This is a genomic window from Gordonia polyisoprenivorans, assembly GCF_017654315.1.
GTDB classification, from domain to species: Bacteria; Actinomycetota; Actinomycetes; order Mycobacteriales; family Mycobacteriaceae; genus Gordonia; species Gordonia polyisoprenivorans_A.
This window is the reverse complement of record NZ_CP072203.1, coordinates 1,901,609-1,927,734: the sequence shown is the minus strand read 5'-3', so window position 1 is coordinate 1,927,734 and position 26,126 is coordinate 1,901,609. Positions and strand designations below refer to the sequence as shown.

23 protein-coding genes and 1 pseudogene are annotated in these 26,126 nt (G+C 65.4%); 8 read left to right on the top strand and 16 right to left on the bottom strand.

The genetic code is table 11. The annotated features are described in order from the left end of the window. Positions 1–10: 10 nt before the first annotated feature. The 12 genes from J6U32_RS08555 to J6U32_RS08500 all read right to left on the bottom strand — a co-directional run bounded on the left by J6U32_RS08555 (position 11) and on the right by J6U32_RS08500 (position 15,062). The gene (locus J6U32_RS08555) at positions 11–1,396 is read right to left on the bottom strand and encodes a sugar transferase (protein WP_208794694.1); all 1,386 of its coding nucleotides are present in this window, start codon (positions 1,394–1,396) and stop codon (positions 11–13) included. 46 nt (positions 1,397–1,442) lie between these two features. Then, a complete protein-coding gene (locus tag J6U32_RS08550; protein ID WP_208794692.1) occupies positions 1,443–2,756 on the bottom strand; it encodes a GNAT family N-acetyltransferase in 1,314 nt (437 codons plus the stop codon). Next, positions 2,743–3,567 (bottom strand): glycosyltransferase family 2 protein, encoded by an 825-nt coding sequence (locus J6U32_RS08545; protein ID WP_208794690.1) that lies wholly within the window; start codon positions 3,565–3,567, stop codon positions 2,743–2,745. The genes J6U32_RS08550 and J6U32_RS08545 overlap by 14 nt, the downstream gene beginning before the upstream one ends. Continuing rightward, positions 3,567–4,691, bottom strand: a complete 1,125-nt coding sequence (locus J6U32_RS08540; protein WP_208794688.1) for a glycosyltransferase — start codon at positions 4,689–4,691, stop codon at positions 3,567–3,569. Before J6U32_RS08540 ends, J6U32_RS08545 begins: the two co-directional genes overlap by 1 nt. Then, positions 4,688–6,055, bottom strand: coding sequence for a glycoside hydrolase family 55 protein (locus tag J6U32_RS08535; protein WP_244332716.1), 1,368 nt, complete (start codon positions 6,053–6,055; stop codon positions 4,688–4,690). The genes J6U32_RS08540 and J6U32_RS08535 overlap by 4 nt, the downstream gene beginning before the upstream one ends. Further along, positions 6,052–7,524: a Wzz/FepE/Etk N-terminal domain-containing protein gene (locus tag J6U32_RS08530; RefSeq protein ID WP_208794687.1), complete on the bottom strand. Its 1,473-nt coding sequence runs from the start codon at positions 7,522–7,524 to the stop codon at positions 6,052–6,054. The genes J6U32_RS08535 and J6U32_RS08530 overlap by 4 nt, the downstream gene beginning before the upstream one ends. After that, a complete protein-coding gene (locus tag J6U32_RS08525) occupies positions 7,521–8,990 on the bottom strand; it encodes a hypothetical protein (RefSeq protein WP_208794685.1) in 1,470 nt (489 codons plus the stop codon). Before J6U32_RS08525 ends, J6U32_RS08530 begins: the two co-directional genes overlap by 4 nt. Next, positions 8,987–9,991 carry a CgeB family protein gene (locus tag J6U32_RS08520; RefSeq protein WP_208794683.1) on the bottom strand — a complete coding sequence of 335 codons (1,005 nt, stop codon included), beginning with the start codon at positions 9,989–9,991 and terminating at the stop codon, positions 8,987–8,989. Before J6U32_RS08520 ends, J6U32_RS08525 begins: the two co-directional genes overlap by 4 nt. Continuing rightward, on the bottom strand, positions 9,988–11,289 hold the full coding sequence (locus J6U32_RS08515) for a lipopolysaccharide biosynthesis protein (protein ID WP_208794682.1): 1,302 nt from the start codon (positions 11,287–11,289) through the stop codon (positions 9,988–9,990). Before J6U32_RS08515 ends, J6U32_RS08520 begins: the two co-directional genes overlap by 4 nt. Continuing rightward, the gene (locus J6U32_RS08510) at positions 11,286–12,461 is read right to left on the bottom strand and encodes a glycosyltransferase family 4 protein (protein WP_208794680.1); all 1,176 of its coding nucleotides are present in this window, start codon (positions 12,459–12,461) and stop codon (positions 11,286–11,288) included. The genes J6U32_RS08515 and J6U32_RS08510 overlap by 4 nt, the downstream gene beginning before the upstream one ends. Then, positions 12,462–13,517, bottom strand: coding sequence for a glycosyltransferase family 4 protein (locus J6U32_RS08505; protein ID WP_208796015.1), 1,056 nt, complete (start codon positions 13,515–13,517; stop codon positions 12,462–12,464). Between the two features lie 480 nt (positions 13,518–13,997). Then, a complete protein-coding gene (locus J6U32_RS08500; RefSeq protein WP_208794678.1) occupies positions 13,998–15,062 on the bottom strand; it encodes an LLM class F420-dependent oxidoreductase in 1,065 nt (354 codons plus the stop codon). 214 nt (positions 15,063–15,276) lie between these two features. Between J6U32_RS08500 and J6U32_RS08495 the strand changes: the two genes are divergently transcribed. The 6 genes and pseudogenes from J6U32_RS08495 to J6U32_RS08470 all read left to right on the top strand — a co-directional run bounded on the left by J6U32_RS08495 (position 15,277) and on the right by J6U32_RS08470 (position 19,579). Further along, positions 15,277–16,497, top strand: a complete 1,221-nt coding sequence (locus J6U32_RS08495) for an inorganic phosphate transporter (RefSeq protein ID WP_208794676.1) — start codon at positions 15,277–15,279, stop codon at positions 16,495–16,497. A gap of 23 nt (positions 16,498–16,520) precedes the next feature. Further along, positions 16,521–16,805, top strand: coding sequence for a hypothetical protein (locus J6U32_RS08490; RefSeq protein WP_208794674.1), 285 nt, complete (start codon positions 16,521–16,523; stop codon positions 16,803–16,805). A gap of 34 nt (positions 16,806–16,839) precedes the next feature. Beyond that, positions 16,840–17,148 carry a DUF3349 domain-containing protein gene (locus J6U32_RS08485; protein WP_208796014.1) on the top strand — a complete coding sequence of 103 codons (309 nt, stop codon included), beginning with the start codon at positions 16,840–16,842 and terminating at the stop codon, positions 17,146–17,148. 151 nt (positions 17,149–17,299) lie between these two features. Then, positions 17,300–17,626 (top strand): annotated as a pseudogene (locus J6U32_RS08480) (DUF3349 domain-containing protein); the annotation flags it as partial. A gap of 146 nt (positions 17,627–17,772) precedes the next feature. Then, positions 17,773–18,927: an o-succinylbenzoate--CoA ligase gene (gene menE, locus J6U32_RS08475; RefSeq protein ID WP_208796013.1), complete on the top strand. Its 1,155-nt coding sequence runs from the start codon at positions 17,773–17,775 to the stop codon at positions 18,925–18,927. A gap of 37 nt (positions 18,928–18,964) precedes the next feature. Next, a complete protein-coding gene (locus tag J6U32_RS08470; RefSeq protein ID WP_208794669.1) occupies positions 18,965–19,579 on the top strand; it encodes a YdcF family protein in 615 nt (204 codons plus the stop codon). A gap of 21 nt (positions 19,580–19,600) precedes the next feature. Here J6U32_RS08470 and J6U32_RS08465 read toward each other — a convergent pair whose 3' ends face one another. From J6U32_RS08465 to J6U32_RS08450, 4 genes are read right to left on the bottom strand one after another with little or no spacing between them, the layout of a single operon-like run. Continuing rightward, positions 19,601–19,975: a holo-ACP synthase gene (locus tag J6U32_RS08465; RefSeq protein WP_208794668.1), complete on the bottom strand. Its 375-nt coding sequence runs from the start codon at positions 19,973–19,975 to the stop codon at positions 19,601–19,603. Then, positions 19,972–22,479, bottom strand: a complete 2,508-nt coding sequence (locus J6U32_RS08460; protein WP_208794666.1) for a hypothetical protein — start codon at positions 22,477–22,479, stop codon at positions 19,972–19,974. The genes J6U32_RS08465 and J6U32_RS08460 overlap by 4 nt, the downstream gene beginning before the upstream one ends. Continuing rightward, entirely contained in the window at positions 22,479–23,444 is a 966-nt protein-coding gene (locus tag J6U32_RS08455; protein WP_208794664.1) for a DUF1839 family protein, read from the bottom strand. Before J6U32_RS08455 ends, J6U32_RS08460 begins: the two co-directional genes overlap by 1 nt. Continuing rightward, entirely contained in the window at positions 23,441–23,686 is a 246-nt protein-coding gene (locus tag J6U32_RS08450) for an acyl carrier protein (protein WP_079932054.1), read from the bottom strand. Before J6U32_RS08450 ends, J6U32_RS08455 begins: the two co-directional genes overlap by 4 nt. Positions 23,687–23,964: 278 nt before the next feature. Between J6U32_RS08450 and J6U32_RS08445 the strand changes: the two genes are divergently transcribed. Both J6U32_RS08445 and J6U32_RS08440 read left to right on the top strand, forming a co-directional pair. Beyond that, positions 23,965–25,110, top strand: a complete 1,146-nt coding sequence (locus tag J6U32_RS08445; RefSeq protein ID WP_208796012.1) for an acyl-CoA dehydrogenase family protein — start codon at positions 23,965–23,967, stop codon at positions 25,108–25,110. An 84-nt stretch (positions 25,111–25,194) separates the two neighbouring features. Next, positions 25,195–26,124 carry an amino acid--[acyl-carrier-protein] ligase gene (locus J6U32_RS08440; RefSeq protein ID WP_208794663.1) on the top strand — a complete coding sequence of 310 codons (930 nt, stop codon included), beginning with the start codon at positions 25,195–25,197 and terminating at the stop codon, positions 26,122–26,124. Positions 26,125–26,126 lie beyond the last annotated feature (2 nt).

Sequence of the window (26,126 nt, the reverse complement as noted above, 5' to 3'; positions counted from 1 at the left end):
AGCTCATGCATCAGCCACCGGTTCCCTTCAACACCGATCCGACCGTGCGGACGATGATCTTGATGTCCAGCCAGATGCTCCAGTTCTCGATGTAGAAGTTGTCGTAGAGCGCCCGGTCGGCGATCGAGGTATCACCCCGAAGCCCGTGAACGGCAGCCCAACCGGTCAGACCGACGGGCACTCGGTGCCGGTCGGCGTAGCTCGGTACGGCGCCTTCGAACTGTTCGACGAAGTGCGGCCGTTCCGGACGAGGACCGACGATCGACATGTCACCGCGAAAGACATTCCACAGCTGCGGGAGCTCGTCGAGAGATGTCTTGCGCATGAATCGTCCGAGAGTGCCGATCCGGTCGGCATCGGCGGGCTGCCACTCCGAATCGGATGCCGCGGCGGGGACCGGCCGCATGGACCGGAACTTGAGGACGTCGAAGGAACATCCGTTGCGACCGATCCGGTGCTGACGAAACAGGATCGGCGCCTTCGGGTCGGAGATCTTGACCGCACAGGCGATACCGGCGAGGAACGGACTCGCGACAATCAGTGCGACGCTCACCAAAGTCAGGTCGAAGACCCTCTTGAGCTTCCAATACCACGTTCGGACGGCGTCGCGGCGCAGTCGGATCAACGGGATCGTGTGGATGCGGTCCATATCCTTGTTCAACGCGGTGAACTCGAAAAGTCGCGGTACCACGAAGATTTCACAGTCGAGTTCGTCACACTCACGCAGCGGCGACACGAGGGACGAATCCGGTACCGAACTGAACGACACGAACAACGCGTCGATGTCGTACTCGTCGACGAGTTTCCGTATCCCGGTGCCCGACTGCTCGATAGCAACGCCGGTCGCCGCGAGCTCATCCATCGGGTCGACACTGACCGCCAACACCAGATCGACCCCGAGACCGGGTTGCTCGCGAGTCGCCTCGATCAGTTCGACTGCGATCATGCCGTCCCCGATCACGGCGGAACGCATGCGACGCGAGCCACTGCGGCTGCGCCGCGTGCGGACGGCGGCGTAATAGAACACCCGCAGGGCGAACAGGACGAAACAGATCGCGGCGGTGTAGAGCATCGCGCGCCCGATCTCGACTCCCGGTCGGATCACCGTGACGATCAGTGCACACGCGACGATCGACCAACCGGCCAATCGCGGCAGGTCGTCGAGGGCCGAGAGGGTCAGGCGTGGCCGGTACAGTCCGGCCATGTCCAGAGCCGCGACAACGGCCGCCGCAGCGGCAATCCCCAGACCCAATTCCGTTCCACCCGAATGGAGGCCGGCGAGTACCGCCAGCGCGATCAGCACAAATGCATCCAGGGCGGCGAGGACCGGATCATGGCGGTGGGGAGCCAGCGCCGAGATCCCACGACGGCCCGCGCCTGCGGTGTTTCGGGACATGCGGGAAATCAATTCTCCCGGCTGAACCGGGGCAGACAGATGTGGGTTATTCAGATGTTCGTGCATAGCCTTTACCCGTTGATCGGTCCGATGCCTGTCGGCGCCAGGTGGGCTCGATGATCGCCCAGAGTTCATGGTCTCCGTGTCGTCCTCGCAGATCGATGCTTGCGTGGGCCGATCCCTCGCGAGTCATCCCGACGTCGTCGACGGCTACGAGTTCCGCGGTATCGGACGGCAGGAGCAGGAGGGCAGCACGGTGCATGCCGAGATCGTCGAACACGTGACGCAGGAGGATACCGAGGACACGTGCGTGGAGGGGCTGCGCAGCCTTCTCATTACGCGCCGTCTCATCACTTCCCACCGCATCACGCTCTGCCGCTTCGATGTCCGCGTTTCGGGCCCCGGACGAGATCGACAACCAGAGTTCGGCGGTCGACCGCACCCAATCGGTCGTGCGTAGACCGCACCGACCGACGAATCGGCCGTCGACGAGCACGTCGTAGTCGGTCCCCGTCGCGTTCCCCCCGCTGGTCCGGCGCTGCGCACGCAAGATGATCGGGTCCACGCCGGGACGTCCGAGGTCGGGCGCGGTGGGTTGCCTTCGGTCGCGCCACTCGCGCCGCAGTTGTCCGGCGAGGTACCGAAGTCGTTCCCGCGCAATCAGCATGCCGACTCCGAGATGCGCGCGGCGAGGACTGGGCGCAGGGTGCTCTGAGCTGCTGCGAGTGGGCGCATTCTCGTACATGCCGAGCACCGTGTTCGCCAAGCCGTTCGGCGGTAGGTCGTCTGAACGCAGCGACCACACAGTGTGGTCGCTGCGTTCGCCGCCCACGTGAAGGGCCTCGGCCATCACCGCCTCGACCCGAGCACCGAGCCGTCTACATTGGCGTCCCGCGGGGGACTCCGCACCGCGATTGATGGCGATGACCCGAGTAAGACCGCACTCCCGCGTAGCGTGATCGATGAGCATGGCCACCGCGAGCGCACCGGCACCCGGCAGTTCGGCATCCACCCACGCACCGAGTTCTGCGCTGGACTGATGGAAGTCGACCTCGCTCAGGCCGCATTGCCCACGAAGCCGCCCGTCCACATCGATGACGAGCGACAGTGCGTTCTGTTGTTTTGCCGCGGTGCGTGATTCGAGGCACTCCCGCACCCAGCGACGCCGGGTGTGGCGCTCACTCCAGGGTGCCGGGTCGGTGATCCAGAATGGCTCGATCCGTGACTGGTCCCGGAGCCGGATACACCGCCAGTCATCGAAATCGTCGAACCGAGCCGACCGCAGGGTGATCTCGTGTCCGGCGAGCACTCGCGGACCGATCCGTACGTTTACAAAATCTCGAAAGTCATTGTGCGCCATGATTCACCATCCTTGCCACGCGCGCCCCCACACGCGTCAACCCAGCGTTGAACAATCGAAGATCCCCGAGTAACACGTCCGCCGCGGACACCAGATCGGGATGCTCCGCGCGCAGACGACGATTGCCGTGGAACATCTCGGCCACCTTCGACTGCGACGTCGTCTGCGCGCAGAGATTGAACCTCGAGTTGCGCCACGAGGCGAGCGCGCCCGGATCACCGTAGAACCGGCCGAACGCTGCGATCCGTGCGAAGAGATCGACATCCATCGGGAACACGAGGTCACCACGGAATCCGCCAACCCGATCGAACAGTTCTCGCCGGAAGATGGCGCTCGCCGTCGGGCCGAAACCGGCCGGTCCCTCACGGACGACGGTGCGGAACACCGCACGTGCGTCGCGATGCCCTTCGAGCCCTTGCAGTCCGAGTCCCGATTCCTCGAGGTTCCCGAACTCATCGATGACGTCGTAACGCGACGCGGCCAAGGTGACCGAATCGTCGGCCATGACCGACGACTGCCGGTCGAGGGCATCGGGCTCGATCAGGTCGTCTGCGCAGACGACCTTCACGAGGCTGCCCGTCGAGAGCGACACCGTTCTGTTCCATGAATGGCCGATGCTCAGGAACTCGTCGGTGGAGTGGACGACGACCCGCCGATCCGACACCGACCTGGCGATCTCCTCGGTGGCGTCACTGCTGGCGTTGTTGACGACCACCAACTCGAACTCCGCATCATTTTGCAGGACGGAGTCGAGCGTGGCCTGCAGGGTACGGGCAGCGTTGTGAGCGGGTATACACACCGAGAGTGACATCAGAACCTCGCCGACCGATCGACTATGGCACGCATCTTGTTTCGGAAATTGCGCCGCGAGAAGCCCTCGGCCCATCCGCGCACGCGGCTCGGGTCGTAGTCCGACGGACGAAAAGTGGTGAGTGCGTCAGCGAACGACTCGATCACTTCGTCATCGGTACCCGGAGCGACGAGTTGACCGCTGAGCTCCGGGATGACCGAGTCGAGGGCGCCACCTGCGCCGAGTGCGATGACCGGTGTGCCGGTGGCCATCGCCTCGACCGGCACGATCCCGAAGTCCTCGATCCCCGGCATGAGCAGGGCACGAGCCGAGCGATGAAGACGGAGGAGTTGCTCATGGCTGACCCGTCCCAGGAACGTGGTGTCGTCGCCGGCGAGCCGCCGACATTGTTCGGCGGCCCGTCCGTCTCCGGCAACCACGAGTCGCACCCCGGCACGCCGCGCAGCGGTGATCGCGATGTCGGGTCGCTTGTAGGGCACCAGCCGGCCTGCGAGAAGGAAGAAATCCTCGCGGTCGACACCGGGATCGGGAGTGTAGCCCTCGGTATCGACGGGCGGGTGAACCACCTCGGACTCCCGGCCCCACCAGCGCGAGATCCGTTGTTGTACCTCATGGGAATTGGCCACCAGCACCGTCGCGCGATCCCGTGCGGACAATTCCCCCTTGCGCGCCGCAGCCGCCAAACCCGCCAGGACGGCATCCGCGACGCGCCCACCGGCCTCCTGCTTGCGGAACTCGACGTCCCAGGCCCAACGCGCGGGGCTATGGACATAGGCGACGACCGGCGCGGAGGTGGCCAGTGCCGCCTGGACGGCGAAAGCGTGATGGCTGACCACGACCGCGTCGAAGCCCTCCAGTGGCAGAGTTCGAAATGCCTTGCCCATCAAGGGCATACACGGCGCATATGACCGCTCACCCAGTGCTCGGTAGGCCCGCTCGAGCGCGGTCGTCGTGAGTCGGTCACGGATCGGTTCGGGTACGCCGCCCGGTCTTGACAACGATGCGAACACCGGGGCATCGGGCCATTGCAGCGCCAATTGCTCGACGACGTGCTCGGAACCCGCGATCTCGGTGAACCGCTCGTGCACCAGCGCGACACGTGGCGTGCCCGTTCCGGCGCTCATCGTGGCCTCACCGATCCCAGGGAGTCGGTGGTCATCCGTCCATCCGGCGTCACGACAAGGCGCCAGTAGCCACCCTTGGCATCCTTGAGGACGATGCCGGCGCTCGGATCATCGGACAGCCACGTGCCATTGGACAGGACCGCAGCTTGCACACCGCCGTCCGTACCCCGCACCTGGACTGCGTCCTGACCCACTCGACCACCCTGCGTCACCAGGGTCCCACTCACCGGTGCAGGCGAAAAAGACCTGCGTCCCAGCACATTCCACCCACTGGGAAACACCGATCCCGCAATGGTGTCCGACGACGACGAGATCAGATTCACCGCGGTTCCCTCAGGGCAGTCACCGGCGTCGATGCGCAATTCTTCGGGTGCGGTGCGGTCGTCGCTGTCGAAGATGACATTCGCGAGATAGGGCTGACGACAATGATCGAGCTCGATGCAGCGGGTCCGAGCTGCCACCTTGCAATTGACCATCCCGAACTGGCTCGGGCCACCCACCCCCGATCGACCGATCGAGAGGGCGATGTCGGCGCCCTCGAACCACACGTTGGTGAACCACCAGTCGTTGGCCGCCCCGTCGACGCGCACATGGTATTGGGTCGTGTTCGCGCCGGTATCCGAGACGAACTCGGAGTTGGTGACCGCCATCCCGGCGTTGTCGTCGTTACCCGTACCCAGGATTCCGGTGTGATTGGTGGCCAGTTTGGACGACGTGAGGTAGTTCTGAATGCACGAGGTCTCGATGCCCACCCCGAAGTTGTTGATGTCGCAGTCGATGAGAGCGGTGCCGCCAGTGTTGCCGCTCAACACAATTCCTCGCTGTCCGAGATAATCCGGATAGGTGTCGCCGGTATGGCCGCCGCGAACGACCACCCCGGTGAAAGTGCAACGGAAACACCCGTCGAGTTGTAACGCCGTCGCCTTGGGGTGGGTCACCCAGATCCCCATCCGGTCAAACCGGATCCGCTGCTTGCCGGACATGGAGATCAATGTCGAAGATCCCTCGTAGAGAACGAGACTGAGGTCCCCGCCGTCCCCGACGATCGAGAGATGGTCCGGCATCTCGGGCCAGGACGTCACCCGGTAGGTCCCGGCCGGGAGATACACGGCGCCGGGTTCGCCCGACGCCACGGCCTTGCCGATCGCCGCGGTGTCATCGGCCTTTCCGTCGCCGACGGCACCGAAACTCTTGACATTACGCAACGCCCCCACGACCGGAAGATCGGCGGGCTCGGCGCTGCTCACCCCGGTGTCACCGTCGGCACACCCGGCGAGGCCGGTCGCCACAGCGCCGGCGATCACGGCACCGAGTACACGTCGGCGTCCGAGACCGCGGTGCTGTTCTTGATCAGCGTTGATCACCGAGTGCTCTCTTCACATACCTCGGCGGAGTTTTCGAACTCCTCCTCAACCGGCGACTCCCGATCGACGGAGTCTTCGTCCGGGACGATCTTTGCTGCGGCGTCGTCCTGGACCGCTTCTGCTGCGGCATTCTGTGGTTCGACGTGATCCTCCACGGGCGACGTCACCGCGTCGGGGTCGTCGGCCGCAGGCGCCGTCGCCCGCTGCGGGCCGGCGGAACGCTTCGGCGCGGCGGCGGCCACCACCAGGGCACGCAACGACACCCCGGACTCGACGAGTTGCGTATAGGCGCGACGGAGTGGGCCACGCCGCGCAGCCGTGGCGGGTACCACCCCGATCACGAAGTCGCACAACGAGGCCGGCGGTAGCTCGATGACTCCGTCACGTACCCGCGGCGTCACCATCAGCACGATGTCGGCACGCTCGGCCAACCCGGCGACGGCATCGGCGAACGCCCGTCCAACGATGACGTCCGCGACCTCACCGCGGTCGACATCGAGTCGGACGATGGTCACCTCGGACTCGGGAATCCGTTCCGGCAGTGCCGCTCCTGCGTCGGGCGCCCACGTCACGGCGTCCCGATGATCATCGTCGGCAGCGTGGTCGGCGACGCCCCGGTCGGCGTCGATCACCACCACCGCCTTGCCGGATCGGGCGAAGGCCTCCGCGGTGTCGCGCGCCACCCACATCACATCGGCGTCGGCGAGACCGACGATCCCCACGCAGGACGTGGCGCCGGTGCCACCCCGGGAGATCAGATCGCGGAGACGACGCGATTGGGTCCGCTCCGCATCGTCGGAGGACGGCGTCATCGTCAGCGCGATCGGCGCGGAAAGAGCCTGCTCGGCCGCGGATGCCGTCCGTATGCGGTTGTCGAATCGATACGCGAGCAGCGCCAGCAGAGCGCCGAGGAGCAGCCCGACGAGACCACCAGCACCGAGCGCAGGCCCCAGGCCGGAGGCGCTCGGTCCGGACGGCTCCAGCGCCGGATTGACGACCTTGATCTGCGCCGCAGGCGCCGCCCCCGCCACCGTGCGCTCCAATTGCCCGACGAGGGCGCGGAACTGCGTGACCACGGCGTCATTGACCGCCTTCGCCTCTGCCGCGCTGTCTTCGGTGACGTTGATGGTGATCAACGCCGTACCCGGCGTGAACGATGCACTGAGGTGGCCCTGCAATTCCGCCGGCGTCTCCGGGAGGGACAGTTCGTTGATGACCGCTTCGGCGACGGAGGTGCTGGTGACCAGTTGTGTGTAGCCGACGACGCGCTGTTGCGCCGCGAGTGCACCTTGGTATGCGTCGTTCACCGACGTTCCGGTCGCCATCGTCACATAGACCTGACTGGTGGCCTGGTAACTCTTCGGTGTCGTATGCGCGTAGCCGTAGCCGGCGACCAAGCCCACCAGGGTCGTCGCTGCCACAATCCACCAGCGGCGCCGCACGATACGCCAGATTTCCACTCCACTCACAGCTTTACTCCTTCGCCGACCCTTTCGGTCAGCGCATCGCAATCGGAGACGAACCCACTCCCGACGTCGTCGGTGGGATGGTGTCCGTCGTCAAGGTCATTCGGACCGAGGAGTCCGTCGATGTGTGGCACCGATGCCGGTCGGGTCAGCAGCCGGACCCCGATGCCGATGATCCAGACCGCGATGCCGGCCTGCAACGTCTTGCCCAGGTTCTCCATGATCCCGAGGTAACCGCGCTCGAACAGGATCGGATACTCGACCATCGCCATCCCCACGGCGACGATGAGCACAATCCGACCCGAACCGAGGCTGTACACCCCGAATACGAGCAGGGCGAAGGTCGCCGTCATCACGAAGACGATGCCCGGATAACCTGCGACCGCGTATCCCTCGTTCACATTGCCCTCGGCCAGGGAGACCGAGATATCGGTCATGTCCACCGACACCCCGCGCACCTGCTGCGCCCACGCCGTGCCGGACTGCAGTTTTTCTGCACCGAGCAACTGACTGGGGATCAGACTCTTCAGTCCGGTGCTCAGATACAGACCCGGCGTCAACCAATGTTCTCCGGCGAGATAGTAGGTATCGGTCGCCGCCTCGAGGAGATCGAATCTCCGAAAGATGCTGAGATACGGTCGGACCGAGGCCGGGTAGGCGGCATCGACCATCGTGGCGGCCAGGCGGTCCTCCGGCGTGGCCTTGAACGACTGCAGCCAACCGAATCCACCGATACCGAGCACCGCGATGACGAGGATTCCCACGGTCTTACGCCAGTTCCAGCCCTGAGCAGCGAATCGCACCGCAATGGCCAGCGCCGCACCGAGTACCGGGGTCTTCGATTCGGAAAGCACCGACCACAACAGTTCGCCCGCGGAGAGCCCGCAGATGACCGTCACCGTAACCCACCGCCGCGGTGAGTCGACGTACACGATCAAACCGAGCGCCCCGACTGCAGCGAAGAAGCCGACGAGATCGAGAACCGGGTTGCTGGACTGTGTTTCACCGGCGCTGCCCGCTACGCCGCTCGCCCACGCCGAGAGTCGTGCGGCCGAGCCTATGCCGTAACAGACCCACATGGTGAGGATCAGATTCCGGTTGCCGGTCAGCGGTCGGGTCAGAAACGCCCACATATTCGGCCGCAGGCGCACCCAGAGGGCGAATGCAGCGACGAGCAAAGCGTAGAACCACATCCCGAATGCCACGGGCCGCAACGCGTGCGCGATCCCGAGGTCGTATCCGATCGAATAGAGACGCGGATCGGCGACGTTGTCGCCGAATTGCGGCTGGGGCGCCACGACCAGCAACAGGACCGGCCTGGCGATGTAGGACATGCTCCAGTACAGGACCTGCGCCAGGAGAAAGACCCGAGTGATACCCGGAATGGCGAACGCAGCACCGGCCAGGACGGCAAGTGCGGACGCCACGATCCAGACCTCTGCCACACCCCCGGGAAGCCACGTCATCATGTGACCTCCTCGACGATACGCCGTGCGCGGTCGAGGTACCGATGGCCGCCCTCGGTGATCCGCCGATGCCCTGCGCGGGCGATACCGCTCGCGCGCTCCGGGTGTTCCCTGACCAAGGCCAGCTGCGAGTGCAACTCGTCCTCGTCGGAGAAGAGCAGACACTCTGTGCCGTCATCGAGCAACTCGGCGTGTTCGTCGGTCCGCTCGCCCACGAAAAGTCCACCCGCCGCGGGGATCTCGAAGGTGCGGCACGTGTGTCTATCCCGGTTGTCGGAGTTCAGGAGGACGAGGTTGGCCTCGACCTTGGCGACGGCGACGGAGAACTCCTGCCCGTAGGCGGGACCGGTGACCACGGCTTGGGTTGCCTGCAGGGCGGCCACCCTTCGCCACCCCGGACCCTGCACCAGCAGGTCGTCTCCGTAGCGGCGCCCGAGACGAATCATCAGGTCCCGCCGGTCATCTCGACACGCGCCGATGAAGCCGATGCGGTGGTGGTCTCGGCCCCTTCGGGCGGCCGGAAAGTGCCACGCCGGATCGTATGCGCTCCAGACGAAGAGGGCGGCCTTGCCACCTCGACCGAGCACTTCGGGTACGTTGTAGCGCTTGGTGGTGACGATCAGGTCCCACAGGTGTTCGGACTTCAGATAGGCGTCGGTGATGTTGTACGGGTTGGCGACGTCGTCTGCGCTGTAATGAACACGAAGCGCCGCCGGGATATTGAGCAGCCGATCCTGGTCGAGGTGGACAGTCTTGTAGCAGAACAGCATGTCAGGCCGGAAATCGTGCGCCACCGAATCGATCTCGTCATGGAGACGGTCGACCACCCACGGCGCTCGGCGTCGGGCCGCCTTCGAGTAGGTCCAGGACGCGGAGAGGCGGGCGGGCAGGGTGACGCGTGTGCTGTCGATGACGACCACGTCGTGGCCTGCGGCACGGAAGCCATCGGCGAGCGAACGTGCGTTGCTCCCGATCCAGTCGTCACCGACGAAGAGGATTTTCATGCATTCCTCATTTCGCCCGGTGCCACTCCGGCGGGCTCCACGGGCTCTGTGACCACCTGCCGCGGAGTTCGGTTGTTCGCGGCATGACGCCACAGTCGGAAGGCAAACCACGCCGCGACACAGCATTCCGCGGTGATGGTTCCGTAGACGAGTGTCCACACCGACCGCGTCTGGATCGTCATCAACACCGAACAGATCGTGATCACCGTGCCGATGACAGCACCGATGAGAACGCCGATGGAATCCTCGAGCACCGAGAGCACCGCGGTCGTGGAGAACGAGGTGATCGCGGTGGCCGGGAGAATCAGCGATTCGAATCGCATGATGGGTATCGCGCCGGCGAACTTGGCACCGAACACCACGTTGACGATCAGCGGCGCCGCCACCCAGACGCATACCGTCGCGGCCGTGGCCACGCCGACGATTGCCGCCAGCGCGCGCATCGATCGGCCCCAGAAACGCTCCTCGCCGGTCTGCGCCATTCGCGGCAACAACGCCAGCCCGATCGGATCGAGCATCGCCTGGATGGCACGCACCACCCGGTCCGACGCCGAGTACAGTCCCAGCGACGCCGCGTCGAGCACCGATGAATACACCGCGGGTGCTCCCTGCCCATAGGTCGACACCAGCAATCGGGAGGCGAACACCGGTCCGCCGATCCGCAGGATCCACCCGACGTCGCGCGGTCGCGGGGGAAGACCGAAGTGGCGCAAAGAATCCCACCAGGTCAGCGAGACCGACAGGATCGATGAGTAAAAGAGGCACATCAGGGCGGTGGTCGCCGTGGGGAACTGCGGGAGGAGGGTGAACAGCAGGACCAGATACACGATGCGTCCCGACGCCTGATACAGGATCGACGATCCGAAACGTCCCGCACCGATCAGCAACCAATCCTCGGAGATCGCCGAGAAGCCTCCGACGAACAAGCCCAGCAGGATCATCCAGACGTGTGTCCCCGCGTGCATCATCAGGCCCACCAACAGGCTGATGCCCACCGCGGACAGCACAGTGGCGCGAATCGCGAAGTAGTTGCCCCGGATCTGGTTGATGTCGTCGTCGCCGACGCGCGCGGCCAGGAACGAGGTGATGCCCAGGTCGACGACGAGTGAACCGATGAAGTATCCCGACATGCCGATCGCGAGGTGGCCGACTCCGGTGGTGCCGAGAATCCGGGCCGTCAGGGGCAGCGTGACCAGGGTGACCACGTACTGCCCGTACTTGCCGAGCATCACGAAGATGATGTCGCGGGCGATCGCGAACACGCTGAATCGAGCGCGGACGCGCTTCTCTCCGGTCATCGGGCCACCTTCGGCGTCGCGATCCAGGCAAGGAATTCGGTGACCTCGACGGCCGATCGGCGAACGTCGAAACGCTCGGCCCGCCGGCGGCCGTTGGTACTCAGCGTCGTACGCAGACCGACGTCTGCGATGAGCCTCGCCAGGGCGTCGGCCAGCTGCGAACGGTCACCCGAGTCGACGAGGAGTCCGTTCACACCGTCCTCGACGATCTCGGTGGTGCCTCCCGGCCTCGACGCGATGACCGCGCATCCCGCGTTCATGCCCTCGACGACGACTTGGCCGAAGGGCTCGACCATCACCGAGCAATGGACCAGGATGTCGGCTTCGCTCATGTACTTCTCCGGATCGTCGACATGTCCGGTGAACTCCACGGGTATCCCTGTCGACGCGACGTACTGCTCGAGTTCGTGCCGGTACTCGGGCTCCTCGAAGAACGTCCCACCGACCAGCAGCACCCGCCGAGGTTCGATCGGCTGGTCACGGATCGCCCGCAAGAGCAGATCCTGGCCCTTCCATCGCGTCAGCCGGCCCACCATGGCAACCACCACGTCGTCGGCCGGCCGCTGCGGTGAACGCTCGAGATCGTCGCGCAGGGTGACACCCGGGTAGGCGACCGCCGTCGGCCGGCGCCACCGCGCGAGGGTGTTCGCGGTGCCTTCGCTGTTGGCGATGTAGGCCGAACTCACCAGCCATCCGAACAACCGGACGACCACGGCGAGCGGCGCCCCGAAATACTCAGCCGTCACTCGGTCGTGCACGTGCCAGACCACCGGAATCCCGGCGCGACGAGACGCGATCGCGGACATGATCAGCGCCTTGGTCGTCTCGGCCACGAGGACCGAGGCGCGCTCTTCGCGCGCCAATGCACCGAGTTCCCATCCGACGCGTGCCAGGCCGAGGGCACCGACCACCAGCCGGCGGATCGACCGGCCCGCGATCGTCATGGCGCCACTGTTGTGCTCTGTAGCGAGCAGGTGCGTACGAATCCCCTTGGCCCGCATACGGTCGGCCACGTCTCCGTCGGCGGCGAAAGCCGCAGCGACCTCGACGGTGCCGGCGGCCGAGGACGCGGGGGCCGCGGACATCTCGTGCATCGCCACGGCCAGGCGCAGCGCGGCCAGCTCGGCCCCGGAGGACTCGGCGGTATGGAGGACGAACAGTGCGCGGGTCATTCAGCACAACTCCCGATACATCGCGATGTGCCGGTCGACCGCCACATCCCAGGTGAACTTCTCTGCCTGCGCACGGCATCGTGCGGGGTCCGGCAGATCACCGGTCAGCGCTCTACACAGCCGGTCGGCGAGGGCATCGGCATCACCGGGTGCAACGATCAGCGACGGATCGAAGTCGCGGACCGAGTCGGGCAACCCGCCACAATCGGTGACGATCGGCGCCCGCCCGGCGGCCATCGATTCCAGGGCGATCAACCCGAAGCCCTCCAGCGAAACCGTCGGGACCACTGTCGCCAGGGCCTCGCGGTACAGCTCTGCAAGCCGCTGATCACTCGCATTGCCCTCGAAGGTGACCGACCCGGTGAGCCCGTGATCGTGTACCTGGCCACGAAGCGACGATTCCTCACTTCCGGTTCCCACGATGACGAGCTGGGCGTCGGGGTATCCGGCGACCACTTGCCGCCAGGCATCGATGAGCACATCGATACCCATGCGCTTCTCCAGCCGACGCACGCACAGAAACATCGGCCGCCGCGACGACGGGGCAGGAACAAACCGGGTGAGATCGACCCCCGGCGGCACGACCCGAATGCGCTCGGGACGTACGTGGTAACGATCGGCGAGAAGGGCTCGGAAATGCTCGGAGAGAACGACATACCGATCGGCACCGGAATAACGAAGCCGCTCGAGAAGATACTTGGCCCGAACAGCCCGCTCACTCTCCCCCGACATTCGACTCTCGTCGGCCCAGGGACCATGGAAGTGCACCACCAGTGGTCGTTTTCCGCCGAATCCGCGACGCGGCGGACCGTAGAGCGCGAAATGCCGGTCCAGAACCGCGTTCTCCGACGCCCCGATCCGATCACCGAAGGCGGTGCGGACCCGCCGGAAGGTGGACCCGGTAGCAGGTCCGAGAGAATTGCCGCCGTCGCTCGGGGCACCGAAGGCACTGCCGCTGACGTCCACGCCGGGATGACGCTTCATCGCGTCGAAGAGGTCCGTGAAGTAGCGGTTGAGCCCACCCCTGGTCGTTGCGAACCACTCCGCGCCGGTCATGTGAACCCGGACCGGCGCGACGGCCGAGTTCGGGGTCGCCACGCTCTCGGTGGTCGCCGCATCGCGTGATGAAGCGGCCACAGGGTGGGGGGTGTGTGCCATCGGGGTCCATTCCGGATCGAATCCAGAGATGAGACCCCCGTCCATCCCTCAAGATTCCATTGTTCTATTGCCGTCTTTGCCTACATCTAATTGATGAGTCCTCGTAGACTCTCGCATTTTCAGTGCAGAATCGGCAACCCAAGAGAGCAAATTCATAGCTGATCGCATTGCAGAATGGCGCGCCGAGTGGACTGCGGAGCGCGATGCACGGTATCCAGCGCCCACAACCGGACCGCTGATGTGTTATACATCACAGTTCCGATGTTCGGTGCGAATAGTCCGATCAGGTGATCCAGACAGAGCTGCCCCTTTCCCGCTGGTGCGGAAAAGGGGCAGGACGAATATGCGCTCGGGCCTTCTTCGAGCTCGGGCTCGAGGTCAGCCGGCGAGGATCTCCGACAATCCTTCCATGGTCGCCACCCGCTCCGCGTGCGTGGGCGCCAGCGGCCCCGCGAGGACGACGGTGACACCCGACTGGGCGAACGCCTCGACGCGTTCGGCCACCAGCGAGCGCGGACCGATCAGGCTCATCGCCCGCACCAGGTCGTCGGGCACAGCGGCCGCGGCCTCGGCCTTCTTGCCGTCGAGGTAGAGATCCTGGATCAGCTTGGCCTCGTCGGCGTAGCCGTAGCGCACCGCCAGGGTGTTGTAGAAGTTCTTGCCACGCGCACCCATGCCGCCGATGTAGAGAGCGGCGTGGTTGCGCACATGCTGCATCGCCACCTCGATCTGCTCGGTGTCCTCGGAGATCAGTGCGCTCGCCTGTACCACGATCCCCAGTTCGCCCAGCGACGGATCGCGCTTGGCCTTGCCGGCCGCAAGCGGCTCACCGAAGGCTGCCTCGACGTACTCGGGGTGGAACAGGAACGGCTGGAACTCCTCGAACAGCTCGGCCGCCAACTCGGTGTTCTTCGGGCCGATCGCGGCAAGGAGCATCGGAATGCGATCGCGCACAGGGTGATTGATGATCTTGAGCGCCTTGCCCAATCCGGTGCCGCCGTCTTCTTTCGTCAGCGGCAGGGTGTAGTGGCGGCCCTGGTAGTCGGTTTTCTCCCGGCGCCAGATCTTCCGGCAGATCTCGGCGTTCTCGCGGGCCCGGCCAACGGGGTAGTCGTACTTGACACCGTGGAAGCCCTCGATCACCTGCGGCCCCGACGCCCCGATGCCCAGGATGAATCGTCCGCCGCTGATGTAATCCATTCCCGCGGCGGTCATCGCGAGATTCGATGGGGTACGCGAGAACATCGGCAGGATGCCGGTCTGCAGTTCCATCTTCTCGGTCTTGGCGGCGATGTAGCCGAGCTGACTGACCGCGTCGAAGCTGTACGCCTCGGGGACGGTGACCCGGGCGACGCCGGCCTTCTCGAAGTCGGCGAGATTGTCCATCGTCTCGCGGAAGTCACCGGCGTAGTTGATCGGCATGCCCAGTTTCATCGACGTCATGACGGCGAATTCTTCCACATCGCGACGCGCACCCAGAGCCCCGTCCGATCGTTCGTTCGCATCGGTTTAGATGTACCGGCGGGTGCAGTTGGATGAACAGTAGATGAATAACCCGACGAAGACGGCAAACATGCAGGTCATGATGCCGATCTGCACAATGGTTGGCAGAGCGGAATTTATGCGGATCGGCACCCTCGGACGCATGATATTGCCCATGAGCGGAGAGATGCTGATTCTCGTGCTGTTGATCATCACAGCACTGGGCTTCGACTTCACCAACGGATTCCACGACACCGGCAACGCCATGGCGACCTCCATCGCCACCGGCGCACTCAAGCCCAAGGTCGCCGTCGGGTTGTCGGCGATACTGAACCTGGTGGGTGCGTTCCTCTCTGTCGAGGTCGCTGCCACCATCACCAAGAACGTCCTGCACCTGCAGAGCAAATCGGGCGGACTCGTCGGCGGCATCAGCGCCAACGAAGCCCTGCTGATCATCTTCGCCGGCCTCATCGGCGGCATCCTGTGGAACCTCTTCACCTGGCTGTTCGGCCTGCCGTCGAGCTCCAGCCACGCCCTGTTCGGCGGACTCATCGGCTCCGGTATCGCAGCCATGGGCACCAGCGGCATCGACTGGCACGGCGTGCTCTCCAAGATCATCATCCCGGCGCTGGCATCGCCGTTCATCGCTTGCGCGGTGGCCGCGGTCGGCACCTGGCTGGTCTTCAAGATCACCGCGAAAGTGCTTGTCTCACGCCAGGAAAGCGGTTTCCGCTCCGGCCAGATCGTCACCGCCTCGCTGGTCTCACTGGCCCACGGCACCGGTGACGCACAGAAGACGATGGGTGTCATCGCCCTCGCCCTGATCTCCACCAACCACCTCGACGCCTCCTCGGTCAAGCACGGCCTGCCCATCTGGGTCGTGTTCAGCTGCGCCGCGGCGATCGCCCTGGGCACCTACCTGGGCGGCTGGCGCATCATCCGCACGCTGGGCAAGGGACTCGTCGAGATCACCTCCCCGCAGGGCATGGCCGCCGAAGCCTCCTCGGCCGCGATCATCCTGACCTCGAGCGCCGCCGGCATGGCCCTGTCGACCACCCAGGTCGCCACCGGCTCGATCCTCGGTTCCGGTGTCGGCAAGAAGGGCGCGCAGGTCCGCTGGTCGGTCGCGGCCCGCATGGTCGTCGCCTGGGTCACCACGCTGCCGGCCGCCGGCATCGTCGGCGCCGTCTGCTATGGACTGGGACATCTGCTCGGTGACGTCACCGGCGCGATCGTCATCTTCCTGCTGCTGGTGGCCGCGTCGAGCTACATGTACTGGCGCGCACAGCAGAACAAGGTCGACTCCAACAACGTCAACGCCGAATGGGACGAGTCCACCAACTCGATCATCCCGGCTGACGACACTTCCGCCGACAAGCCCGCCACCCTCGCCTGACGGCCGGGAAGGACCTCACTCTCATGGACATCCTCGAAGCCATCCTCAAGGTTCTCGTCATCGGCATGATCTTCGGTGCCGGACTGCCCGCCCTCTTCGCCGTCGGCATGCGGTTGCACTCGGCCGGCGCCGGTGACGCCAATGCCGACGGCACGATCATCGCACCCAATCCGGCGCTGAAGGCCCTGGGCTATCTGTTCTTCGCCATCGTCATCGCCGCGATCGTCGTCGGTCTGCTGTGGGTGACCCGCCAGACGCTGTCCTATTACTTCGACTGGCAGATCTTCCCCGACTGGGCCTACAGCTGATCCTCCCGACATCTCGTCCACATCGCGAAAGGCGATCATGTCCTCACTGTTCGACTCTGCCGTCAACTGGATTCGCAAGGGTTATCCAGATGGCGTTCCGCCCACCGATTTCCCGCCCCTGCTCGCCCTGCTGATGCGGACTCTCACCGAGGAAGAGGTCACCAACGTGGCGCTCGTCCTGGCCAAGGATCGCGCCGCCGACTCCCCGGTGACGCCCGAGCGCATCAAGCAGGCGATCCTCGAGGTCACCGAGACCCAGCCGACCGATGCGGAGATCAATCAGGTGGCCTCTCGACTGGCCGCCGTCGGTTGGCCACTGGCCGCCTCACCGGCAACGGCCTGAGTTCCATCCAGCGCCCACGCGGCGCCGAACAACCCGGACGACCTGCTCGCCAGGCGCCGGGTTGTTCGCTGCATATCCATCAATCGGCCCACGCGCCTTGCGTCCTACAATCGGCGAAGGGTTGGGCCCGCAGACGAGAAGGGGGTGTGTGATGTCCGATCGACCGCTGGTCGCCAGGATCATCGCGTGGTTGCGCGCCGGATACCCGCAGGGCGTGCCCGACCACGACTACGTACCGCTCCTGGCCATCCTCCGACGCCAACTGTCCGAGGACGAGGTCGAGCACGTGTCGGGTGAACTGATCAGCGAGGCGGCCCCACCGCCGGAACCCATCTCGAAGATCGACGCCGGGGTGAAGATCTCCGCGGTCACCCAGGAACTTCCGCACGAGGCCGACCTCGCCCGCGTGCAGCAGTACCTCGAAGAGCACGGCTTCCCCTTCGACGACTCCCCGCTGAATCCACCCTCCCCGACCGACTCCGATGCTCCCCGTTCCAGCGACGAGCCGTTCCCCGATGGTCGAGGTGCGAGGAGCGCCAGCGACGAGCCGTTCCCCGATGGTCGAGGTGCGAGGAGCGCCAGCGACGAGCCTCGAGACCCACCCACCCCCGATGAGGACCAGCCCTGAAACCCCTGCGTCCCCTCCCCCTACCGCCCGGCCCGCGGGTCCTCGACCATCTCGACGACCTCCGCGCCATCCTCGACGGTTCGGCGGCCTTCGCTCCGGTCCCGGCCTCAGATCATGAGTCGCGAATCCTGCACGACGCCTTCGGAATCGGGGCCGACGTCGCCGACGACGTCTCGCTGATCATCGCCACCTCCGGCAGCACCGGCACCCCCAAGGGCTCGCAGCACACGCCCGCCACCCTCGCCGCCTCGGCCCACGCGACCGCCGACCATCTCGGCGGCGAGGGCAATTGGCTGCTCGCGCTGCCGCCGCACCACATTGCCGGACTGCAGGTGTTGTTGCGCGCGTTGGCCGCCGGGCACATCCCCGCCGTCCTCGACCTGTCGGCGGGTTTTGATCCGGACGCCTTCGCCGACGCCCTCGATCGTTTCGAGGGTCCGCGCCGCTACACCTCGCTGGTGCCCACCCAACTCGTCAAGGTCCTCGACTCGCCGCGCGCCGCTGCCGCGCTCGCCGCCGTCGACGCCCTGCTCGTCGGCGGCGCGGCCACTCCACAACCGTTGCTGCACAGGGCGATCGAGGCAGATATCCCGATCGTGCGCACCTATGGGATGAGTGAGACAGCGGGCGGTTGCGTCTACGACGGCATTCCGTTGCACGGCATGCAGATCACCCTGGACGGGGCGAGCGCCGACGGCATCGGGCGCGTCGAACTCACCGGACCGATGGTCGCGCACGGCTATCGCCTGCTCCCCGACCATCCGGCCTTCGCCACGCCAGGCACCTTCCGTACCGACGACCTCGGACGTGTCGACGACGGCGTCCTACGGATCATCGGCCGCGCCGACGAAGCCATCTCCTCCGGCGGGCTCACGATCCTCCCGCAGGTCGTCGAGGCAGTCATCGTCGAGGACCCCGCGGTCGCCGAATGCGCTGTGATCGGGCTGCCCGACGCTCGTCTCGGCGAGAAGGTGGTCGCCGTCGTCGTGGAGTCCGATTCGGGTTCGGTGGACGCACAACGCCTTCAGGACGCGGTCACCGAGCGGCTCGATCGCTACGCCGCACCGCGCGAGGTGATCGTCGTGGCAGAGTTGCCCACCCGCGGCCCGGGTAAGGTTGATCGCAGGACGCTGCGGCACCGATTCGAGTAGGCCTCGTTCTCCGACCATTCACCCACGAGAGCACTCCATGCCACAGCGAACCAACGACGGATCGCGTCCGAGACGCCGACGAGTCGCGGCATTGTCGGCATTGGCCCTGGTGGTGGCGCTTGTGGTCGGCTATCTGGGGGTAGGTCACCGTCTCTTCGACGTCGACCACAGCGATTCCCTGACCCGGGCGGACGCGGTCATCGTCCTCGGTGGCGAACACGACGGTCGCGAGGAATATGGTCTGTCCCTCGCTCGCGAGGGCTACGCGAAGACCGTCGTACTGTCCGATCCCTATCCCGCGAACGATCCGGTCATGCGCACCGCCTGTCGCCCGCAACCCGACATCGACATCATCTGCTTTCGGCCGTCACCGTCGACCACGCGCGGCGAGGCGATGTTCACCCAACATCTGGCCGACCAACACGGCTGGACCCGGGTGATCGTCGTGACCTGGCGCTATCATCTGGTGCGGGCGCGCTACATCTTCGGACAATGCTTCAACGGCGCCGTCACCATGCGCTCGGTGCCCAGGGAGTATCCGGCCGGGCCGTCCGACGTGATGTACAACTACGCCTACCAATTCACCGGTATCGCAAAGGCTTTCGCGCTCGGCTGTCCGGCGTCGACGACATCGACGAACCCACGCACGTAACCGCGGACTGGGATCGGTGGATCACTCCCGAACGAAGCCCATCACGACCGCCATCGCCTGTGAGCCCGTGTGCGACAACGACACCGACGAGCCACTCCAACCACATGCGTCGGCCCACCGCGCGACGCCACCGGAGAGCACGACCGAGGGCACGCCGGCGCGCGACACCACTTCGATCTCTCGAAGCGGCGTCGGGACGTCGACCATACGCAGCGCCTTGATCACGGCTTCTTTCGCCGCGAACCTCGCAGCGAGCCGCTCGGCGAACGCCGGACCCTCACAAGCAGCGACTTCCTGCTCGGTGTAGACACGGTGGAGATAGCGGTCCCCAAACGTGTCGACGGACTCCGCGACATCGGCGACGTCGATGAGGTCACAGCCGACCGAGATCCTCATGACTCCACCGCATCGATGAGCACAGCCGTCTCGCGGGCGTCCACGGAGGTGACCTTCCCGTTCGGCACGCGCCCCGAACCATCCTCGGCTCGATCGCCCGTACCACGCGACGGCGCGGCCGGCATGGCCTCGATGAGATGAGGTTGCCCGGCGGCGAGATGAAAACAGTTGTCCGACAACACCCAGCCCGGCGCATCGACACACACGTAACGCACACTCGCCTCGGCACGCACCTCGATCTGCCAGGTATCCGAACCATACAATCTGCGCCGAACCGCCGTCAGGCCAGATCGTATCGGGGAATCGGATGGGTGGAGGACCAGCACGTCATTGCAGATCAACTGCTCGTCGACGACGAACTCGGCGAGCAGAGCCGTGGCGACCGGTGGCCCGAAACGATAGGCGTGGGACAGATCGGTGAAGTGTCCGATGAGATCGGTATCGACTCGTGTGACCGAGGCGTGGGGCTTGATGACGATCGCAGCCTCGCCCTGCGCAACGACAGTGCCCGCGTCGTCGACAGCGCGCAGTTGCAGGGCACCACTGAGTTCGGCCCCCGTGTCGTTGTACAGGTCGATCCGGATCCCCTGCTGCCCAGCGTCATCGAGCAGCAGAGCGACCGGCGCCCAGACGCGGGTGAGAGCGGCGAGCGGCAGTTTTGCGGTTCCCCGGTGGTCGAGCAGACCCCATCCCGCCCCGGGGCGCAGGTCCTTGGCGTTCAGGACCAGTGCACCGGCGCAGCCGGAGTCGCGACGGCGCCAAAAGCGATAGCAGGCCGCCATCGCCTCGGCAACGGCCAAGCGGCCGAGTTGCAGATAGCGGGCCGGGTCGGTCCGACGGACCTGCAGCGGGTCCACGCCGAAGACCTCGCGGACGTAGAAGTCGCGGACGTCCTCGAAATCCCATGTGGCAGTGCGATCTCGGGGTACCCGACGCTTCCAGTCGGGGTGGTGCCCCGCGACGGCCAGCGACCCGAAATCCGCCTCGATGGCGTCGTCGGACGGTGGAATGGCGAACGCCAACGATTCGGCGGCAAACCGCACCCCGGCGGTACGGACCGCGTCGAGTGGGTTCAGGTATCCGCCGACACCGAACCAGTGAGCGATTCCGGTATCCGATCTGATCGCGAGCGGCGTTGTGTCGTCGGTGTTCTCACCCCATGACGATGGACTCGCCACGACATAGGGCACACCCGCGAGCCGGCCGGCGACGTCGCGCAGCATGGTGTCTATCAACGGTATCGACAGCGAACCCGCGTCGAGTCCCATCATTTCCGGTTGCTGCAGGCTCTCGCTGCCGCCGCTGACGACCGCCAACGCGGGATTCCCGGAGATCCCCGTGAGCAAGTGCTCCATTTCGGCGCAGACCACGTCGTCGAGTTCTGCCGGCGGGTCAAAGGTGGTCAGCATGGCGTCCTGCCACACGAGAATCCCGAGTTCGGCGCACAGATCGTAGAACTCGGGCTGTTCGGGAACGAAGCCGCCCATGACGCGGACCATGTTCGCGCCGGCGTCGCGCAGCACGAGCAGTTGATCCTCGATGTGCTGCCTCGACGCCGTCATCGTGCACGGTTCCGGCGGCACCCAGACCGCTCCGCGGCAGAAGACGTCGATACCGTTGACCGACAAGGCGAAAGCCCCGTCGTGCTGATCCGCCGTGATTGTTCGGAAGCCGATGATTCGTTCGCTGCTCACTCCCCCGGCGGTGATCCGCACGCGGTAGGTGATGGGTGCGCCATGACCGTGCGGATACCACCGGCGGTGCCCACCAACGGTGACCTGTCCCGTGAGGTCGTACCCGGAGCCGTCGAAGAGGTCAACCGACAGTCCCGACGCGGCCAGCACGGTCCCCGAGTCGTCGAGGATTTCCACGATGGCTCCGGCCATCTCGGGTACCGCGTCCGTGGTCAGTAGGCGGCCGCGTATCGCCACCGCTCCCGAGTCCGCATCGACCGACAGCGAGATCTGATCGAATCGCCCTGCGGGAGCAAAGGTGAGCGGCCTCCACGCTCCCACCACCGGCGGGACACCGCCGTAGACCGGAGCACGCCCGAGCAACGAGGTCCGCGCCCATCGCATGCCCTGGGCCGCCACCAGCGTCGAGCGCCAGCGTCCGCGAGGACGTCGGCGCGACAACCACTTTCGCAGCGATCCGGACCAGATCGCGATCTCATGCACGCCGACCGGCACGGTGACGCGTACCGGCAGGAACATCGACTCGACGTCGGCGGCGTGCTCCCTGTCGACGAATACCGCGCCCGGGGGCGTCAATCCCGCACAGTCGAGGACGACCGGCGCTTCGACAACGACGTCGGCGACCAGCCACCAGTCGAGGTCGTCGACAGTGTCGGGCCCGGTCGGCTCGAGAAAGGTGCCGGCCACCATGTGGGCGACCGGGCCGGGCGCGGTCACCTCGATCGACGACGACATCTCGTCGTCGAGAACTCCCGGGTTCGGGTCGGCGGTCGGTGCACACCGAACCAGCCGCCACCGCGCCTCGACCATCAGCGGCGCACGCTGGTGTCGATGATATCGAGTGCGGCCTGCCAGTTCTCGGCCATCGCGGTCATTGTCGCGGCCACGTCGACCGTACGGCCGCGAGCGGCACGCGCCATCTTGAACTGCACCGCCTTCGCACTGGTCGCCACCTCACGCAACAGCGGGGCGGCGGACTCACCGCCATCGGCGCCGAAACCCGGCAGCCGTTCGGCGAGGTCCGCGGCGATCTCGGCGGTCGCGCCGCATTGACGCAAGGTCGCGAACGCCCAGACGTGGAACACCTCGACACCTGCCTCGGGAAGCCACTCCACCGCTGCCGCCACACTCCGGCCGAGTGCCTCGACGGGATTGACCGACGGGCGACGGTTCAGATGTGCGCGGACGATCGTCAACGGGTCGACCACGGCACCGGCGGGGACCATCCGGCGCACCTGCTCGACGTAGGGCAACAGCACCCACTCCGAGGTCGGACCGAGATTGAACACCCCGGCGAAGTCGTCGCCCTCGAGCCGGTGCACCCCACCGTTGTGGACGTAGGTCATCTGCGCCGCGGCACGGTCGACGCGCAACGGAACGATCGTCGTCTTGACGTGGCCCGACCGATAGTCGGTGCCCGCGGTGTCCGGCAACCACCAGCTGTCGACCTCGACGGTGTGCAAAAGCCCCCGCGCACGGCCGCTCTCAACGGTGTCGAGGACCGGGCGCCACAGGGTCTCCTCGGCGACCTGCAGGCCGTAGAGGTCTCGAAGGTCGGCGGGGTCGGGCTTGACGAAGGTCCACTGCTCGCCGTCATGATCGGCCGACAGCGCACACGCGTACATCGGCACCGGATCGTGCCCGAGCGTGTGCAGGAGTTCGATCCACAGATCGAGATAGCAGTTGGTCTCCGGCCAAATCCGGTCACCGGAGTGACTGGGGTGCGAACCGCGATCCTCGATGATCTCGAGAAGAGCGGGTGCCTCGGCGGTCATGCCGCCTCGGCCACCAACTTGCGGACGACCGCTGCCATCGAGTCGATCGACGTGAAGGTGGCCTTCTTCAGCGCTTCGTCGGGGAACTCCACATCGAACTCGTCCTCGAGCGCGAGCATCACGTTCACACTGGCGTGTGAGGTGAAGCCGAGTGTGAACAGGTCGTCGGCGGTTCCGAATGAATCCGCGGCCACGGCAAGTTTTCCGTGTGCCGCAACGATTTCGCGGATCTTTTCTTCCATTGATTTGGTCCTCAGGGTAGGGAGCGAGGCTGCGCTTCATCTGTCGATTCGGCGGACGATTACGTTACTTTCTGCGCCGCAGCAGAAAACAATTCCAACCAAAACACAGTGCCGAAAGTCCCCAAAACCCTTCGTCACCTTGGCAATCGTTGCCGATGTCGCAGGTAGAAGATACACTAACCCTCGCTGCGTGGTTCTACTCGCGCCGTGACGACGTCCGCGACGTGGGGATTGCCGGACCGTTTCTCATCCATAACCATTTTCTCTGGAGTACAGCTATGCCCGCGCGCCCATCCGCCCTTCTCGACGCATCCGCCGTCGTCAAAGCCGCTGCTCCGGCAGCGGCCGACGTCGACCGGAACGCCCGATTCCCCCACGAGGCCGTCGAGGCCATGCGCGACGCGGGGCTCCTGTCGTGTTCGCTGCCCACCGAACTCGGCGGTCGGTCGGCGTCGATCACCGAGCTCGCGGCCGTCGCACGCGCGATCGGGGCCGCCTGCAGCTCTGCGGCAATGATCTTCGCAATGCACCACACTCAGGCCCTTACGCTGCGCTTTCACGGTGCTCAAGGCGACATCGCCGAGCTGACGAGGCAGGTCGCCACCGACGAATCGTTGCTGGCTTCGGCGACCACCGAGATCACCACCGGCGGCGATGTGCGGTCGTCGACGTGCGCTGTCGAGGTCGATGGCGAGCGTGTCCGTTTGGAGAAGAATGCTCCGGTCATTTCGTACGGGGAATACGCCGATTTTATCTGCACCACCGCACGCCGGTCCCCTGACAGTCCGCCGAGTGACCAGGTTCTTGTGGTCTGTCCGAAGGACACGACCGTCCTCGAACCCACATCTTCTTGGGACACTTTGGGATTCCGAGGCACATGCAGTCCGGGCTTTATCCTGAAAACCGAGACATCTGTAACGAATATTGTTCCGGTTGATTACGCCACAATATCCGCGCACACCATGCTCCCCGGTTCACACACCCTCTGGTCGTCGGTCTGGCTGGGTATCGCCGACGCCGCGATCGCCAAGACACGCGACCAGGTGCGCGCGGCAGCCCGCAAGAGCGCGGGCTCCCCGCCGCCCCAGGCGCTGCGCTTTGCCGATCTCCTCGTCGAGCATCAGTCGTTCGAAAGCGCGGTGAGCACCGAAGTCCGTCGCTACCAGGCATTTCTCGACAGCGACGAAGACGAGACGACGATCGGTTTCGCGCTCGCGATGAACAATCTCAAGATCATGGCCTCCACCCGCGTCGTCGATGTGGTGGCCGGCGCGCTGGCGATCTGCGGGATCAACGGCTACCGCGAAGACCACCCGGCGTCGATGGGTCGGCTGCTGCGTGACGCTTACGGTCCGGCACTGATGGTGTCAAATGAGCGTATTCGAGCCAATAACTCGCAGCTCGTTCTGGCATTGCGCAAATAGCGGTGCAACGCCCATGATGTGTTTTGATCCAAACGGGCAGAACGCACATGTCCCCCCAGTACTGAAAAAAATGGAGCACGACAGGTGAATGACCTCGACAATGCGCGGACCGAGTTTCGCGATCGACTGATCGCAGAGGGGTTACTCATCCCGACCGGTGTCGACGGACTCTACGGCCGTAGCGGAACGTTCGAAGACATCATCGACGGTATCGACGGCGTGGTCCGGCGCACCGGCCGGTCCGTATACGGCACCGACGGCGCGAAGCGACTGCGATTTCCCCCGGTGTTTCCGCGGACGTCGTTCGAGAAGACCGATTACATCGCGTCATTCCCCCAATTGACGGGCGCGATCTCTACGTTCCTCGGCGACAACAAGGAGCATCGGGCGCTGTTGGCCGACCGTGACGAGGGTCGGCCCTGGGACGGACACCTGGCATCCGCCGGAACGATGTTGGTGTCGGCGGCGTGCCATCCGCTCTACAACACCATCTCCGGCGAACTCCCCGACGGCGGTGCACTCTTCGACGTCTACGGCTACTGCTTCCGACACGAGCCCGCCATCGACCCCGCGCGTATGCAGGCCTTCCGGATGCACGAGTACGTTTACGTCGGCGACGCTGAAACAGCTGCCGCGCACCGTGATTCGTGGATTCCACGTGGACTCGACGTACTGGCGCGGCTCGGTCTCAAACCGGAGGCGGTGCCCGCCAACGACCCGTTCTTCGGTCGTGCCGGACGTCTGCTGGCCACCAACCAGATCGAGGAGAACCTGAAGACCGAACTCATCGTGCGTCTCTATGACGATCTCGACGACGGCACTGCTGTGGTGTCATGCAACTGCCATCGCGAACACTTCGGCGAGAATTTCGACATCCGGACGGCCTCCGGCGACGTCGCACACAGCGCGTGCGTCGGATTCGGCATGGAGCGAATCGCCCTGGCACTACTGGCCAATCATGGGACCACCGTGGCGAATTGGCCCTCGGACGTCCGCCACGAACTCGATCTGTGATC